Below are 14574 nucleotides of genomic sequence, written 5' to 3' on the forward strand. Positions count from 1 at the left end.
AGGACATCACGCAGAAGGGGCTATCTTGTGAAACCAGATCTGCACATCGTCGGCGCCGGCCTGACCGGGCTCACCGCCGCCATCGAGGCGGCCGAACGCGGCTGGCGGGTGACCGTCGCCGAGGCAAATCCGCGGCCAGGTGGGCGAGCACGCACGCTGGCGGCTCCTTACCGGGCCAATCTCGGTACCCACGCGATCTACGTGGACGGGCCATGGTGGGCTTGGCTGGAGCGCCGCGGCCTCACCCCGCCCATCGTGGAGGCGCCGCGCCAGGCCACCCTCGTCCGGGCCGGAGGCCGGCTCGGACCGTGGCCGGCCGAACTCAGCCAGGTCATCGCCGCGCTACCCACCGAGGCGCCGGCAGAGGAATCGTTGCGCGCATGGCTGCTCCGGCACGTCGACGCCAGGATGGCTGAGGCCATCGTCGGAGTGGTCTTCATCTTCACCTTCGACCACGACCCCGGGCGGCTTTCGGCCGCGTTCGCCCACCAGCGCCTGCGCCGGGCGATGGCCGGCGGCGTCCGGTACGTGACCGGCGGGTGGTCCACCCTGGTCGATCTTCTGGCCGAGCGGGCAGCCGGCCTCGGCGCGCAGATAAGCACCCGGACACGGGTGCCTGCCCTGCCCGCGGGCCCGACGATCCTGGCCACCAGCCTGGCCACGGCGCGCCAATTGACCGGCGACCGATCGCTCACCTGGCCCGGCGCCCGCGTGACGACAGTCGACCTGGGCCTGCGGGCCGACCGCGGCCCAGACTGGTTCCGGGTGATGGACCTCGATGCCCGGATCTACGCCGCCCGCTACGGCCTCGCCGACCCCACCCTGGCCCCGCCCGGACACGAACTCATCCAGATCTCCGCCGCCTGCGCCCCAGGCGAGCGGAAAGCCGACGCCGAACGCCGCGTTCAGCATCTTCTCGACGAGTCCTGGCCCGGCTGGCGCGCGGCGCTGCAGTGGTACCGCAGCGCCCTGCGCACGGACTGCACCGGAGCCATCGACCTGCCCGGGACGACATGGCACGACCGCCCGGCCGTCAGCCGCGGTGACTCCCTCGCCGTGGCCACAGACCAATCAGCCGCGCCGGGACTGCTGGCCGAGGTCGGAATCAGCGCTGCGCAACTCGCCCTCCAGCAGCTCGGCGAAACCCCCATGCTCGCTGAGGCCCACATGCGGGTCTGATTCTCGCCACGATCAAGGTCGGTCCCGGTGAACATGCTCGGCTGGGACCAGACAGCACTCGGGGGCTGATCGGCCGGAATGTCGGTCAGCACCCGGAGGTCGTCGCGTGCCCAGGTTGCTCAAGCGAACCTGCTGGTCAACCGCATGGCGGCTTTTGAGCCGCGTCAGGCGAGTAGGCTGACCGCGCTTGCCCGCGACGATCAAGGAGCCGCTCGTGACGACCGACCCGACGATGACCCGGATCGGCCAGGGGGTGGAGTTGCATCACCACCAAGGTCAGCGTGAAGCTGCTCGCGACCTGTTCGCGCAGATCTGGGATGACATCGGCGGCGAGCAAGGCGATCCGCTGCATGTTTGCGTTCTTGCCCACTCGATGGCCGACGTGCAGGACGACGTGCATGAGGAGCTGATGTGGGATCTGCGAGCGCTTGCCGCCGCCGATCTGATCACCGATGAGCGGGTGGCCGAAGCCGGGGTGCCGCTTTCGGTGGCCGGCTTGTATCCGTCGTTGCACCTGAACTTGTGTGAGTGCTATCGCAAGCTGGGCGATCTCGATCGCGCCCGTGAGCACCTCCAGCAGGCGCGGGACGGGATCGGCGTGCTTGGCGACGACGACTACGGGCGGCTCATCAAGGGTGGCCTGGAGCAGGTGGCCGGGCAGTTGGGTGAGACCATCTGACGTCCTCAGGCCAGGACCTCCAGGGTCTCCAGCACGGTGATCCCCGGCGGGCCTAGATCCTTGAGCCATGCTCATCGGAGCAGTCTCAGCACCCCTTAACGGCGCACCTTGAACCTCAGGTGCAGCACCCCTTCGCCCTGGATGACCACGTGGGGATCCTCCAGCAGATGCTGCCCATCGATGCTGCCGAAGTAGCGTTTGCCCGACCCGAACACCACCGGCGCCACGTCCATCGCCACCTCGTCCACGAGGCCGGCCGCCAGGATCTGGCTGCCCACGTCGCCGGCGTTCACAGCGACGGTTCGCTCCCCGGCGAGCTCCTGGGCCTTGTCGATCGCAGCCGTCACGCCATCGACGAAATGGTACGAAGCCTCGGGGTGCCAGCCCTCAGGCTTGGGCCGGTGGGACACCACGACCACGTGGTCACCCGCGGGCGGCCGACCCTCCCAGCCGTTCACCAGGTCGAACAGGTGGCGGCCCATCACGATCGTGCCGATCGTCTCCCACGTCGACCGGACGTACTCCGCCGATGCACGTGAGACCTTGATGCCGCTTCCGACTCCGGAATGGTCGTACTGCTGGTCGCCGCCTTCGGTGATCGGGATGTCGCCGTTGAAGTACCAATCGTGGAGTGGCCCGACGTCGTCGTTCTTGTCGGCGATGAAGCCGTCCACCGACACCACGTTGTGCATGATTACTGTGCCCACAGGTTCTCCTGGAATCTCCTTGCGCGTTCGCCCCCGATCCTGCTGCCCTCAGGGGCGAGTGGGCTTGTAAAAAATCAATCGGCGGGCATCGGCCCGCTGTCCGGCGGGAATCCCCGCTCGGCGGGGAACCGGCGCCGCAGGTCCAGGTATTCCGTCGGGGTATGGCCGGTGAAGTCCTTGAACTCCCTGCTGAAGTGGGCCTGGTCGAAGTAGCCCGCCGTGTGGGCGAGCTGCGACCAGTCGACCGGCCGCAGAGCGTCCACGGACACGATCAGCCGCGCGAACCGGTAGATCCGCGCCACCCGCTTCGGGGTGACCCCGACATGAGACTTGAACTGCGTGGCCAGGTGATTGCCACTCACCCCGGCGGCATCGGCCAGCGCACCCACCGGCACCACGCCGTAGGAGGTCTCCAAACACCAGCCTGTGTGCTGGACCAGGTCGAGACCGCGCGACGGCGCCTCGGCAAGCCGCGATCGCAGCTCCTCCTCCAACACCCGCAGCGCCTCGGCGGCCGACGTGACGTCGCCGACCTGGTTGCGGATCCGATCCATGGACCGTTGCCAGACGGCGTCGACCGGCACCCATCGGTCCCGCAGTTCGGTCGCCGGCATGTCGGCGAACGGCGAGATCCCCCAAGGCTTGAAGTGCACCCCGACGAGCCGCACCGGTGTGGGGTACTCGAAGAGGAAACGCCTGGTCCATACCCCCATGAACCACCCATCGGTGAGCACTGCCGGCGGCACCGAGGGATCGGAATCCCACAGGCGGACGGGTCCGCCCAGGTTGATGTACAGGTGCGCGGACGGCATCGGCGGGACGTTCATCCGTCGGTGGCGCGGCACTCCGGTCAGGCAGTAGATGTCGTCGATGAACCGGTCGAGCGGCGGCGCGGGCACCCGGACGACGTATTCCATGGAGTCAGTGTGACCGACGAGGGTGCCCGCTCAGCCCCACCCCGGCCGGCTTCGAAGTGATCAACACCACTCACCGCTGTTGTCGCCACCGCCGCGATCCCCGCGGCCGCCCTCATGGCCGTTCTCGGCACCGCGCCGAACGCCGCGCAAGCCGCTCCCGGCGGCGGAGAGCCGAACGCCGGACAAGCCCCCGGGCAGCTCGATTCCGATGTGCCTGTTCCAGGACACCAACTTCCGGAACCCCATGCGTGCTGACTCTTGCTTTGAGGGGCCCAAAACCGGTTGCGTGCCGGCCTGGGCATGCCGCCAGAATTGGCGCATGACTGCGCCCGCCGACCTGGAGTTCCTGGTCGGGCTGCTGGCCGCGTGGGGGTTTCCCCCGGACACGACGATCATCCGAGCCGAGCAGGGGACCAACAACCAGACGTTCGTGCTCCGCCAAGGGGACCTCCGATTCGTGCTCCGGGTCAGCCAGACCCTGTCCGCCGCGCAGGTCGGCGCCGAGCACCGGATCCTGCGGTGGCTACGGCAGGCCGGGCTTCCCTTCCAGGTGCCTGAGCCGGTCGCCGCGCCCAGCGGGGACACCGTGATCGAGACCGCGGCCGGGCCCGCCACCGTCTGCCGGTGGATCCCCGGCGTGCGACCCGACCTCACGGGCCAGACGGCACTCGAGCGCTTCGGCCGGGCGGCCGGGCTGCTCGGCGAGACGTTGCTGGGCATGCCGCCAGAAGACGGGCTGGGAGACTGGCGCGGCAATCCTCTGGCGCACCCCGCCGTACCGCACGTCGGCGCCCTTTGCCGTCAGCTGCGCGCCGCCGGGATCAGCGCGGAGCGGGCCGCCCACCTCGAGGCCGTGGCACGCCGCGTCGAGCAGGAGTGGCCTGTGGGCGGCGGCACGCTGCCGACCCAGGTCATCCACGGTGACCTGGCGGCCTCGAACGCCCTGGTCGACGAGGACACCGGGGAGGTGAGCGGGCTGCTTGACTTCGAGTTCGCCGGGGTCGGCTTCCTGGTCCAGGAGGTGATGGCGGCGCTGTTCAACAGCGGGGCCCTGGAGACGCGCGACTGGCAGCTCCGCACGACGGCCTTCCTCCGGGGGTACGCCTCGGTCCGCCCGCTGGACGTCGCCGAGGCCGACGCCCTGCCCCGGCTGCTCCTCGCCCGGGCGGTCGGCAGCGCCCTGTGGCGGGCGGGCCACTGGCTGAACGGGAGGGCGCAACTCGACGAGGTCGCCGACCGAATCCGCAAGCTGGAGGACACGACCCGCTGGCTCGACGCCAACGGCGGAAAGCTCCGGTCACTCGCGGCCGCCGGCGGGCACGGGTGACTCGGAATGACGGCTGGCGCGAGCCTCACGGCGAAGCCCGGCACCTCGCTGTTTCAGCAGGTCAGAGAGTTCAAGATCCGCGGCCTTTCAAGGAGAGGGCTCGGCGAGGTCCGGCGCGTTCGTCAGCCGCGTGGACTCCTCCCACAGGCGCCGGGCCAGCGCCGTGTCGCGCGTCTGCGGGCCGCATGTCGGTCGCGTCAGGTGCTCTCGGTCGGGTCGGAGACCTGCCCGCCGCTTTCCTCGTGCGAGGCCTTGCCTTGTGAGGCCGGCACCACGATCTCCTCGTTGTCCTTGTTACGAGTCACCCAGAGATAGACCAGCGCGCCGACGAACAGCACGATCGAGGTCCACTGGTTGATCCGCAGCCCAAGGAGCGTCACCGCGTGGTCCACCCCGCCGACCGGGTCGATCCGCAGCCCTTCGATCCAGAACCGCCCGAACGTGTAGCCGGCGACGTAGAGGGCGAACAGGCGGCCATGGTGCAGCGTGAACCGCCTGCCAGCCAGGATCAGTCCGAAACCGAGCGCCGCGTCCCACAGCGACTCGTACAGGAACGTCGGGTGGTAGAGCACGCCTGGCTCGCCGCCGTGCGCCTGGTCGATCTCCAGGCCCCACGGCAACGTGGTCGGACTACCGTACAGCTCCTGGTTGAACCAGTTGCCCCAGCGGGCGATCGCCTGCCCGAACGCGATGCCGGGCGCGACCGTGTCGGCCACGGCCGCCAGGGACAGCCCCCGGCGGCGGCAGGCCAGCCACATGCCCACGCCTCCCAGGGCGACCGCGCCCCAGATGCTGAGCCCGCCTTCCCAAATGAACAGCGCCTGGTACGGCTCCTTGATCGCGCGCGGGCCGAAGTAGGTCTGCCAGTCGGTGATGACATGGTAGAGGCGAGCCCCGATCAGGCCGAAGATCACTCCGGGGACCGCCAGGTCGCCGATCGTGCCCTTCTCGCCGCCGCGGGCGCGCCAGCGGCGCTCGCTCAGCCAGATGCCGAAGCCGATCGCGATGATGAAGCACAATGCGTAGGCCCGGATCGGGATGAATCCGAGATACCAGACCCCTTCGGAAGGGCTGGGAATCGAGGCGAGAGGCATGCCGGTGAGGCTAGCCAACACGAGGCCCCTTGGCCGCCTTCGTGACCTGATCGCGAGCCATCTGCGACGTGACGCGGCGTAGCCGAACCGGTGCGGCATCCGCTGGCCGTTCGGTTGCTGCTCCCCCCGCCTCCGCCCCGGCCCAAGGCGGGTGCGGGCGGCAGGTCACCGTCGCCTGGACCCTGATCGTCGAAGCCGCGGAGAAGACGGCCGCCGCCACTCACGCCCTGCAACTGCGCGAGGAGAAACGGCAGCGCACTGCGGCCTCCGTAGCCGAAGGCGGCCCGGCTGCCGACATCACGACCGCACACAGCACAGTCCGGGATGATCGCCCTACCTGACAGCGGTTCTTCGATGGCTCGACGATGCTGCTCGCCAGAGCTCCGTCTCCGTCGTCGCCCGACCCGTACACACCGAACAGATCACGGTCGGCCACGGCCCGACGGCGATCGCACTGGCCCCGGACGGACGCTACGCGGGAGCGGGGCTGGGGAGGAGTCAGCCGACGGGGTGGCGGTCATCCTTCGTTGATGGTCTGGTCACCGCCGGCCTGGTACACCCGGCCCTGGCCCGAAGCCTGCGCCCGCATCTGCACATTGCGCGCGCCATCCCCCGTCGAGACGACGCCGATATTGTCCCCGCCGATGGCGATCGACCGCTCCCCCGAAGCCGACATGCCAGGCGGCGTCTCGGGCACGCCATCCGCTGGATCAGCGGCGGCAGCGGTCGGCTGGGTACGGTCGGCGCGCAGCTGCAGCAGCAGCGCCACCACCGCGACCACCAGTCCGGCCGCGCCGATGAACATGCTGATCACGCTGGCCCGCTGATCCAGTACGCCCAGCACGTCCGGCGGGAGGCGTAGCGGGTCGGCGAAGAAGCCGATCAACCCCACGGCCAGTAACGCTGTCATCGCGACGATCGCGGCGATGACCGTCCACCGCCTGCCCCGTGACCGTGGGGCGCGTCCGGGTCCTGCTGCCGTCTTCGACATGCTTCCAGAGTGCTCCCGAACCAGCATGAGCGGGACGCATAGTGACGAACGCGTTACCTGATACGGCCTGACGAAGCCAAGGGGAGGAACGTGGTGCCGCGCCCGCGTACAGTCCCTCACCCAGATCGGCCGCCGGGCCGGCGAGGTAGCGGTCTACGGCTGGTGCGACGGCGGGCCGTCGGGCAGGTCGCGGTCGGTGAACATGGCGATCAGGCGGCGCACCGGCATGCCGGCCTCCGTGGGGTAGCGGAAGTCCAGGTCCGTGTTGATGGTGTAGCGGTTGTGGCGGCCGACTCGTTCGCGGGTGAGGTATCCGGCGTCGTGCAGGTCGTTGACGATGCTCTGTACGGTGCGTTCGGTGATGCCGATCCAGGAGGCGATCTCCCGCAGCCGTACCTCGGGGTTGCGGGCGATCTCCAGCAGCACGCGGGCGTGGTGGGTCAGAAAGGTCCAGGCCGGGGTCTCGTGACCGGGCTGCATGGCGCTCACGCTTTCAGTCCGTGGTGGCGGACGGTGTCGGGTAGTGGCTGGCATCAGAGTTTATAGTGAAAGCTATTTCATGTAACCTGCTTCAGGGTTTACGGTTGAGAGCGCCACCAAAGTCCCCGTACCGATCGAGGAGGCGGATACGCGATGTCTGAGCAGGCGCACGGCCGCCATGCCGAGGACCTGACCGCACGGATGACTGACGTGACCCCGCTACATCTGACCAGCCGAGCCCTGATCGGCGGCACCCTCATCGAGGTGGCGGGCGAGGTGGATGCCGCCACCGTCGCCCAACTGACCACCTACATCGAGCGTGAGCATCCGGACGCCGGCCTAGCCCTGGTGCTGGATTTGTCCGGGGTGAGTTTCATGGACAGCTCCGGCCTGCATCTGCTCATCCAGCAGCACCACCGTCAAAATGAGCATGGCGCCGGCCTGCACCTGGCCGGCCCGCACGAACGGGTCAGGCGCATCCTGGAGATCACGGGCGTCGGCCAGTTGCTGCACACCCATTCCGGGCTCGATCAGGCCCTGCTGGCCGCCGATCTGATCGATCCCATGCCGCGGTCCGCGGCATGACCTGACGCTCTGGCCATCGGCGGCTCGGCAACGGTGATCGCGCACGGGGCCTGCATGCGTGCGGCTCGCCAAGCGGTCGGTGTCGGCTCGATTTACGCCCAGCGGGCATCGGACAGGTCCGGGGGCAAGGACGGCGTGAGGTCATAGTCCCGCGCCGGCAACTGTCGAGTCGGGCGATTCAAGGACGTACCGAGGTCATGCGTCCGCCATCTCGTCCTTGTGGCGGAACAGGATCCGGTATTCCTGAGGGGAGGTGCCGAGGTGCCGATGGAATGCCGCCCGCAAGGAAGCGGGAGCGCCAAGACCGGTCAGGCGGCCGATCTGCTCGATGGGCACGGTGGTCGCCTCCAGAAGTTCGCGTGCCCGGTCGATGCGCGCGTCGGTCAGCCAGGCCATGGGCGGAGTGCCGGTCTCCTCGCGGAAACGGCGGATCAGCGTCCGCCGCGACATATGGGCGCGTTCGGCGAGGTGGTCGACGGTCAGGGGCGTCGCAAGGTTGTCAAGCATCCACTCCCGCAGAGGTGCGAGTTCATCTCCGCTCGCTTCGGGGCGGAATTGTTCGATGAACTGTGCTTGGCCTCCCCGTCGCCGTGGCGGCGCGACGAGATCGCGTGCGTGCGTGTTCGCTGCTGCGGCGCCCAGGTCGGTGCGGATCAGGTGCAGGCACAGGTCAATTCCCGCGGTCACGCCGGCGGACGTGAGGATCTCGCCGTCGTCGACGTAGAGCTGATTTGGCAGGACATCGACGAGTGGGTAGCGCTGACGCAATTGCTCGGCGTGCCGCCAGTGTGTGGTCGCGCGGCGCCCGTCGAGCAACCCGGCCGCGGCCAGGGCGAAGGCCGCGGTGCAGATGGAGACGAGTCGGGCGCCTCGGGCGTGAGCTGCTCGTAGCGCCGCCAGAAGCTCAGCCGACAGGGTCGCGTCAATGTGGTCGTAACCCGGAATGATCACAGTGGCGGCGTCGTCCAGCGCCTCGAGGCCGGCCGCGACGTTGAGCGCGAAGCCGAACCCTGGCACCAGGCCGGTGTCGGTGTCACCGCACACGGTCAGCTCATAGTGGGGGTCCATGGCGAAGATCTGCGTCGCGGTACCGAACTCGAGCGGAAGCACACCGGGCAGTACGAGCACCGCAACGTGGTGTCTGTTTGTCATAGTGGCACGACTGTAGCGCTGGTTGGCATCCGTGCCACTTTTGGCAGGAGGGCCGGTTTCATAGTGTCGAGTCATGACCGGCATCCCCGCACTCTCGGAAGGCCTGCAGAACGAGGTACTCGCTCTTCCTGCCGGGCCGCTGGTTGAGGCAAGCCTCGCCGCGGCGCGTGCTGCGGTGCATCCGTCTGTGCTCAACCACTGCATTCGCGGTTTCTACTGGGCCCGCCTGTTCGCCGCCCACAAAGGCGTCCTGAACGACGCGGACTACGACGAGGAACTCCTCTTCGCCGCCCATGTGATGCACGACCTGGGAACGGGCCCCGACGCACCCGGCCGGCTCCGGTTCGAGATGGAAGGCGCCGATCTTGCTGCCATCGTGCTGACCAACCTCGGCGCTCCCGCCCGGGACGTCGACCGGGTCTGGGAGGCGATCGCTCTTCACACCACTCCGCAGATCCCCGAACGAATGGGACTGCTGACCTACCTCACCTACGAAGGCATCTGGATAGATTTCGGCAAACATTTCGACCTCGTGGCCAAGGAACAGGGGCAGATCCATGCCGCCTACCCACGGCTCGAGATGGTCCGCCAGCTGACCGACAAAGTCCTCGCCCACGGAGCCCGCTCCGAGACCGCCGCGCCCCCTTACGCGATCGCTTACCACCTGGCGCGTGAGCGGGAAGCAGATGGAGTCACCTTCATGGAGCGTGGCGTAGCCAATGGCCCGTGGGGGGAGTAGGCGGAGGCCCTCGGCACCGGCCTCATGGTGACCGTTTCCGTCGGCTGAACAGGGTCGTCTTTCGACCCGTCCCCTCCACCAGGAAGCTGGCCCCCAATGACCGTACAAACCTCCGCCGATGTGAACGCGCGATTAGGCACTGCCCCGCAAGAACTCGCCGTGCTGGTTTTGAGTGTCCCGGGCGTTGCGCGAAAAGCCCGGGACTGTACCGCGAGAATCGGAGTTAAGCATGTCGGATTTTGTCGAATTCACATTCCGAGGGCAGCCGGGCTACAGCGAACCGGCAGTCCGGGAGATCGTCACCAGTTCGATTCCCGTCAGGACGATCGCCATCTACTGCTTTGACCCCCGGGCGGCCGGCGCTGCGCAGGCAGTGGCTGATTACTTCGGTGACGAGGTCTACCCTGGTGACCTTGTCCTCGACGAGGCAGGCAGAAAGAGAGGTTCTACAGCGACGGTGTTCCCCCTCATCGTCGGGGGTGGACGCGCAGCGGACGCTCTTCGCTCGATCACGGTCTCCCAGCACCTCTTCGGAATCGAGCGCGTTGTCGTCGTACACCACTCCTTCTGCGGCGGTACCTCATTCACGGAGGAGGGGATCATCGATGCCTGGGAACGTGAACAGCACACCGATATCTCGTCTGCGTACGACTGGGACGGCATCTGCATCGCTGACTTCGAGAAGTCACTCACCTACGACGTAAGCCTGATCCGCAACAGCCCAGGCACGCCGAAGCACGTTGAGATTCACGGCCTCTTCTACGACATCGATTCCGGCGAGCTGACAGAGGTCGTCCGGGACGTTCCGTAATCCAAGTGCACGTGCGGCGGGATGATCGGGGCGACGGTGATGGTGAGCTTGGGTTTGGGCTGGGTCGCGGTGGCATCGGTGAAGGTGAACGCGCCGTCGAACTGCCCGCCGGTGGTCAGCGGGCCGGCGACCTGTCCGCCCGCGCGGCACGGCGCGTCGCAGCTCGGGGTGAAGATCAGGCTTGAGCCGGCCGGGCTGCCGGGTGTCTTCAGGACCTTGACCGTCAGCCGTTCGGTGAAGGTCTGGGAGTCGGCCCTGGTGGTGACCATGTGGGTGGCCACGAACACCGCGGTTCTTTCCGGGACGCCGTCGACCAGAACGCGGCCGCGCCGCTGCTCGCAGGAAGAAAAGCGTGCACGAGGCGGCGGCCTGGCTGCCGAGCGCCCGGTCGGTGGCGGTATCCCAGCCTGCCTCCGCCACCCGGTGGGGCGCACGGTCGGGCCCGGCTTGTGTCCACAAGGCGGTTGGTGAAGCAGAGCGGGATTCGTCGGGCCCACGGCCGACTGGCCGAACTGAGCGAGCGGGCGGGCGGCGAGCCGGAGCGGGCAGGGGCGGGCGGGTGCTTGTACGGACTTGTACGGATGATTCAGCCAGGGCTTCACCGGCCACGGAATTCTCGTCAGCGTGGTTCCAGCAACGACCCATCGCGGAGCGCACGGCTTCGCGCAAGCAGAGAGGAACCCCGTTGTCCAGACTCATCAAGGCCGCGTTCGCCACGGCAGCGCTGTCCGGCGCTCTCGCGCTGACGATCACCGCCGCCGACGCCGTGTCCAGTTCCCAGACCGGCACGCAGACCAGCGCTCAGTCTTACACCGGGGAGAGCAGCCCATGGACCGCCCAGACGGTCGGAGCCTGGGGGAACATCCCGACGGCGTCTGTCAACGTCACCGTACCCTCAGGGACGACGCGATTCGTCGACGCCCGCTTCACCGCCGAGTCCATTTGCGCCGGCGACGCCAGTGCATGGTGCTCCGTGCGTATCGTCGTGATCAACTCCGTGGGGACGACCACCGAGCTGCAACCGGTCACGAGCACGGACTACAGGTTCGACAGCCCCGGTGGCGTCGAGGAGGCGCACGCCCTCGAGCGCTTCTCTGCTCCCCTGGGCCCGGGCACCTACACCGTCCGGGTGCAAGCCCTGCGCATCACGGGCATCACTCAGTTCACCCTGGACGACTACGCGTTCGCGGTCGGCCTCGTCGAGCCCTAAGACATGATCATCAATAGGTCCCTGCGGACGTCTCCGCAGGGACCACTTGATCGTGAGATCAGGCGGCCGGGTCGCCGTGGCCTGCACGCCTTACCGGGCCAGGTCCACCATCCGCCGGTTCCGCCGATGTCGACCTCTACCGGCATCGTGGGCTTTGCCGAACACCGGGACACGCCTTGAAGGCCGGTCCACGTGCCTTGCGTACCTGAGACCTGTGAGAAGGGACCTCGAACCCCGGATAGCCAGCAGTTCTTCCGCCCACTCGCGCGGATCACCTCACAGACTGAGCCGAAGCAAGTGGCGTTGTCAGCGAAGGATTTGGCCTCACCAGCGCATTGCGAACGCTGCCCAGGTGTCGGCAGGCGGCTGGGGGCAGCAGCCGGTCCTTGTGAGCGGCGGGTCCGGCGCCGGCATGAGTCGGCGGCGCACGCAACAGGGCCGTTCTGGCCGGGAACGGCGAGTTTGCGTGATTGCAGGGTCAGTGCCGGCGTGAACAGCAGCGGCTGCGTGCCTTTGGCGTCAGGCTTCACCGGTGGCGATGCGTTCGCCAGGCCTGGCCGACGTGCCTGCCTCGTTCAACGACACGTGATCGACGCCAGCTGCGTCTGTCGCCGGGATCGTGGCCTCGCTCTTGTCGGCTCCAGGTCACTCGTCCAGATTCGACATGGTGCTGTGCCCGAAGGGGATGACCATGGTCCAGCCCTCGACCAGGTCATTCATGATCTCACCGAACTTCTGCACCGGTCCGTTCTTGATGTGGCTCTCGAAGGCGGCCTCATCCGTGTAGACCTCGTAGACGTACACCACGTCAGGTTCCGTCTCGACTTCCCACAGGTCGAGTCGCAGCGTGCCCGGCTCGGATTCCCTGACCACTTGGGTGTTCCAGCGCGAAAACTCCAGAAACTCCGATCGCTTTCCTGGTTTGATGACGAGCCTGACGAGTGCCCCGTACATCAGATGCTCCTGATCTTGGGCCGGCCGCTCTTTGCGGCCGGATCCGGATGGGGGTTCTAGCGGGGGTTCTCGGCGCGCCAGGCGACGTAGTCGGCGACCGCCTTGGCGGTGTCGAAGGCCGGCGCGAAGCCGGTGTCGTGGGTGAGCCGGGTGGTGTCGAGGTACGGGTTGTCGCCGGGGCCGATCTGCCGTCCTGGCAGGAGGTCGAGCCGCAGGCCGGGAGTGATCGCCTGCACGGCGTCCGCAAGCTCGCGGTTGGTGAACGGTCGGCCACTGGAGACGTTGTAGGTGTCGTGCCGCAGGGTTTCCGCGGTCGTCAGCAGGGCGATCGCGCGCCCGGCGTCGGGTGCGTAGCAACTGTCACCGCCGTCGTCGGCGTACAGCGGCTGCGGCTTCTCACCGCGGAGCACGGCGCTGATGTACGGCGGGATGTGGTTGAACGGTGATTCCGGGTCCATCAGCGGCCCCCAGATGCTCCCGATGCGGAGCACGACCGGCTGGACTCCGCTGCCCTGGAGGCTGTGCGTGGTGAGCGGCTCGACGGCCTTCTTGAAGGCGACGATCAGGTGCGGCAGGTTCGCGGTGGGCAGCGCGAGCTCCTCGTGCCAGCGGGTCTCGCTCCGGCCGACGTACACGCCGAGGCTGCTCGCGACGGCGAACCTGCGCACGCCCCAGGTGCGGGCGGCGTCCAGCGCGTTGAGCAGGCCGATCGTGTCCGTGCGGAAGTAGCCGACCGGGTCCTCGCCGGGGATGCTGCCCGCGAGATGGACGACGTCGCTGATGTCGTGGCGATCGGCGAGGGCCAGGAAGGCGTCCCGGTCGGTGACGTCGAGATGCTCCACGCTGACCCGGTCGGCGAGGAACGACGGGACTTCGGTCCGGCGGTGTGCGGTGACGACGACCTCGTGTCCGAGGTCGACGAGCGCGCGGGCGGTGTGCGCGCCGATCATGCCCAGCCCGCCGGTGACGAGGATCATCGGACCACCTCGTAGTGGAGGTGGGTGACGCCCTGTGCCGGTACGGCCTCCAGCAGACGGAGGTCTACGTGCTCGGGCAGCGACTGGAAGAAGGGGCGGCCGCCGCCGAGCAGGATCGGTACCTGGTGGAGGATCACCTCGTCGACGAGCCCCGCTTTCAGAGCCTCGGTGGTGACGCCGCCGCCCATGAGGCCGACGTCGCCGCCGCCTGCGGCTTCGCGAGCGGCTGTGATCGCTTCTTTGATGCCGGTGGTGATGAGGGTTTGCCGTTCGCTCATCTCCGGTGCCGTCCGGTGGCTGAGGACGACGAGCCGGGCTTTCGGGTGTGGGCTGCCGCCTCCGAAATGGTCGGAGTCCTCATAGGTGTTGCGCCCCGCGACGACCGCGCCCACGCGTGCGGCGAGGGCGTCGAAGACGCGGGCGCTGGGCTCGCTCAGTTTGAACCCGTCGAAGACCTGGCTGGGTGTGTCGCCGTTGAAGTACCAGTCGAACAGCATCGTTGCGTCTCCCAGCCCGCGTCCGGCGCCGGGGTCGCGGCCGGTGATGTAGCCGTCGACCGACACCGCGTGGGCGGCGATGACCTTGCTCATGGTGGCAATTCCTTTCTGGGGTTCCTTGAGGAGACTCTATGACCGTAACACGCCAAGTTCCTTAAGGGAACTCCAATGGGTAGACTGACCCCATGCAACGCACCAACTTCGGCGACATGGCCTGCTCCATCGCCCGCACCCTCGACGTCATCGGAGAGCCCTGGTCACCCCTGATCCTGCGC

The 14574-nt window shown here is 68.0% G+C and carries 17 protein-coding genes; 7 read left to right on the forward strand and 10 right to left on the reverse strand.

Going from position 1 to position 14574, the window contains the following annotated elements; translation table 11 throughout:
- The first annotated feature begins 27 nt into the window (after positions 1-27).
- Positions 28-1179, forward strand: coding sequence for an FAD-dependent oxidoreductase (locus ABZX61_RS63850; RefSeq protein WP_355212625.1), 1152 nt, complete (start codon positions 28-30; stop codon positions 1177-1179).
- Positions 1180-1393: 214 nt separating this feature from the next.
- Entirely contained in the window at positions 1394-1858 is a 465-nt protein-coding gene (locus ABZX61_RS63855; protein WP_355212628.1) for a tetratricopeptide repeat protein, read from the forward strand.
- Between the two features lie 95 nt (positions 1859-1953).
- On the opposite strand, the gene ABZX61_RS63860 is transcribed toward ABZX61_RS63855, so the two are convergent.
- Together ABZX61_RS63860 and ABZX61_RS63865 are read right to left on the reverse strand one after the other, a co-directional pair.
- On the reverse strand, positions 1954-2565 hold the full coding sequence (locus ABZX61_RS63860; protein WP_350742379.1) for a dihydrofolate reductase family protein: 612 nt from the start codon (positions 2563-2565) through the stop codon (positions 1954-1956).
- Between the two features lie 74 nt (positions 2566-2639).
- A complete protein-coding gene (locus tag ABZX61_RS63865) occupies positions 2640-3482 on the reverse strand; it encodes a helix-turn-helix domain-containing protein (RefSeq protein ID WP_355212632.1) in 843 nt (280 codons plus the stop codon).
- 319 nt (positions 3483-3801) lie between these two features.
- Between ABZX61_RS63865 and ABZX61_RS63870 the strand changes: the two genes are divergently transcribed.
- Positions 3802-4809: a phosphotransferase gene (locus ABZX61_RS63870; RefSeq protein ID WP_355212635.1), complete on the forward strand. Its 1008-nt coding sequence runs from the start codon at positions 3802-3804 to the stop codon at positions 4807-4809.
- Positions 4810-5006: 197 nt separating this feature from the next.
- Here the strand turns inward: ABZX61_RS63870 and lgt are convergent, their stop codons facing one another.
- The 3 genes from lgt to ABZX61_RS63885 all read right to left on the reverse strand — a co-directional run bounded on the left by lgt (position 5007) and on the right by ABZX61_RS63885 (position 7374).
- Complete coding sequence (lgt, locus tag ABZX61_RS63875) at positions 5007-5903, reverse strand: prolipoprotein diacylglyceryl transferase (RefSeq protein WP_355212638.1); 897 nt, start codon at positions 5901-5903, stop codon at positions 5007-5009.
- Between the two features lie 517 nt (positions 5904-6420).
- Positions 6421-6813 carry a hypothetical protein gene (locus ABZX61_RS63880; RefSeq protein ID WP_355212641.1) on the reverse strand — a complete coding sequence of 131 codons (393 nt, stop codon included), beginning with the start codon at positions 6811-6813 and terminating at the stop codon, positions 6421-6423.
- 234 nt (positions 6814-7047) lie between these two features.
- Positions 7048-7374: a helix-turn-helix domain-containing protein gene (locus ABZX61_RS63885; protein WP_355212670.1), complete on the reverse strand. Its 327-nt coding sequence runs from the start codon at positions 7372-7374 to the stop codon at positions 7048-7050.
- A gap of 153 nt (positions 7375-7527) precedes the next feature.
- Here ABZX61_RS63885 and ABZX61_RS63890 point away from each other — a divergent pair, with 153 nt between their 5' ends.
- Positions 7528-7959, forward strand: a complete 432-nt coding sequence (locus tag ABZX61_RS63890) for an STAS domain-containing protein (RefSeq protein ID WP_355212644.1) — start codon at positions 7528-7530, stop codon at positions 7957-7959.
- Between the two features lie 195 nt (positions 7960-8154).
- Here the strand turns inward: ABZX61_RS63890 and ABZX61_RS63895 are convergent, their stop codons facing one another.
- Entirely contained in the window at positions 8155-9087 is a 933-nt protein-coding gene (locus ABZX61_RS63895) for a helix-turn-helix domain-containing protein (RefSeq protein ID WP_355212647.1), read from the reverse strand.
- A 97-nt stretch (positions 9088-9184) separates the two neighbouring features.
- Between ABZX61_RS63895 and ABZX61_RS63900 the strand changes: the two genes are divergently transcribed.
- Together ABZX61_RS63900 and ABZX61_RS63905 are read left to right on the forward strand one after the other, a co-directional pair.
- Positions 9185-9850 carry an HD domain-containing protein gene (locus ABZX61_RS63900; protein ID WP_355212649.1) on the forward strand — a complete coding sequence of 222 codons (666 nt, stop codon included), beginning with the start codon at positions 9185-9187 and terminating at the stop codon, positions 9848-9850.
- Between the two features lie 229 nt (positions 9851-10079).
- Positions 10080-10661, forward strand: a complete 582-nt coding sequence (locus ABZX61_RS63905) for a carbonic anhydrase (RefSeq protein WP_355212652.1) — start codon at positions 10080-10082, stop codon at positions 10659-10661.
- Here the strand turns inward: ABZX61_RS63905 and ABZX61_RS63910 are convergent.
- Positions 10610-10948 (reverse strand): hypothetical protein, encoded by a 339-nt coding sequence (locus ABZX61_RS63910; protein WP_355212655.1) that lies wholly within the window; start codon positions 10946-10948, stop codon positions 10610-10612. The two genes, ABZX61_RS63905 and ABZX61_RS63910, sit on opposite strands and share 52 nt — an antisense overlap.
- Positions 10949-11346: 398 nt before the next feature.
- Between ABZX61_RS63910 and ABZX61_RS63915 the strand changes: the two genes are divergently transcribed.
- The gene (locus tag ABZX61_RS63915; protein ID WP_355212658.1) at positions 11347-11871 is read left to right on the forward strand and encodes a hypothetical protein; all 525 of its coding nucleotides are present in this window, start codon (positions 11347-11349) and stop codon (positions 11869-11871) included.
- 645 nt (positions 11872-12516) lie between these two features.
- Here ABZX61_RS63915 and ABZX61_RS63920 read toward each other — a convergent pair.
- The 3 genes from ABZX61_RS63920 to ABZX61_RS63930 are packed head-to-tail and all read right to left on the reverse strand — an operon-like array spanning position 12517 to position 14392.
- A complete protein-coding gene (locus ABZX61_RS63920; protein WP_355212661.1) occupies positions 12517-12825 on the reverse strand; it encodes a putative quinol monooxygenase in 309 nt (102 codons plus the stop codon).
- A gap of 56 nt (positions 12826-12881) precedes the next feature.
- The gene (locus ABZX61_RS63925) at positions 12882-13802 is read right to left on the reverse strand and encodes an NAD(P)-dependent oxidoreductase (RefSeq protein WP_355212664.1); all 921 of its coding nucleotides are present in this window, start codon (positions 13800-13802) and stop codon (positions 12882-12884) included.
- Positions 13799-14392: a dihydrofolate reductase family protein gene (locus tag ABZX61_RS63930; RefSeq protein ID WP_355212667.1), complete on the reverse strand. Its 594-nt coding sequence runs from the start codon at positions 14390-14392 to the stop codon at positions 13799-13801. Before ABZX61_RS63930 ends, ABZX61_RS63925 begins: the two co-directional genes overlap by 4 nt.
- Positions 14393-14574: the final 182 nt, after the last annotated feature.

It is taken from the genome of Nonomuraea sp. NPDC003709 (assembly GCF_040610775.1).
Classification (GTDB): domain Bacteria; phylum Actinomycetota; class Actinomycetes; order Streptosporangiales; family Streptosporangiaceae; genus Nonomuraea; species Nonomuraea angiospora_A.

What these genes read in the sequence shown, in the direction of transcription:
- ABZX61_RS63880 (WP_355212641.1), bottom strand. Translation starts at nt 6,813, where the DNA reads ATGACAGCGTTACTGGCCGTGGGGTTGATCGGCTTCTTCGCCGACCCG.
- ABZX61_RS63865 (WP_355212632.1), bottom strand. Translation starts at nt 3,482, where the DNA reads ATGGAATACGTCGTCCGGGTGCCCGCGCCGCCGCTCGACCGGTTCATC.
- ABZX61_RS63920 (WP_355212661.1), bottom strand. Translation starts at nt 12,825, where the DNA reads ATGTACGGGGCACTCGTCAGGCTCGTCATCAAACCAGGAAAGCGATCG.
- ABZX61_RS63870 (WP_355212635.1), top strand. Translation starts at nt 3,802, where the DNA reads ATGACTGCGCCCGCCGACCTGGAGTTCCTGGTCGGGCTGCTGGCCGCG.
- ABZX61_RS63905 (WP_355212652.1), top strand. Translation starts at nt 10,080, where the DNA reads ATGTCGGATTTTGTCGAATTCACATTCCGAGGGCAGCCGGGCTACAGC.
- lgt (WP_355212638.1), bottom strand. Translation starts at nt 5,903, where the DNA reads ATGCCTCTCGCCTCGATTCCCAGCCCTTCCGAAGGGGTCTGGTATCTC.
- ABZX61_RS63900 (WP_355212649.1), top strand. Translation starts at nt 9,185, where the DNA reads ATGACCGGCATCCCCGCACTCTCGGAAGGCCTGCAGAACGAGGTACTC.
- ABZX61_RS63930 (WP_355212667.1), bottom strand. Translation starts at nt 14,392, where the DNA reads ATGAGCAAGGTCATCGCCGCCCACGCGGTGTCGGTCGACGGCTACATC.
- ABZX61_RS63885 (WP_355212670.1), bottom strand. Translation starts at nt 7,374, where the DNA reads ATGCAGCCCGGTCACGAGACCCCGGCCTGGACCTTTCTGACCCACCAC.
- ABZX61_RS63890 (WP_355212644.1), top strand. Translation starts at nt 7,528, where the DNA reads ATGTCTGAGCAGGCGCACGGCCGCCATGCCGAGGACCTGACCGCACGG.
- ABZX61_RS63925 (WP_355212664.1), bottom strand. Translation starts at nt 13,802, where the DNA reads ATGATCCTCGTCACCGGCGGGCTGGGCATGATCGGCGCGCACACCGCC.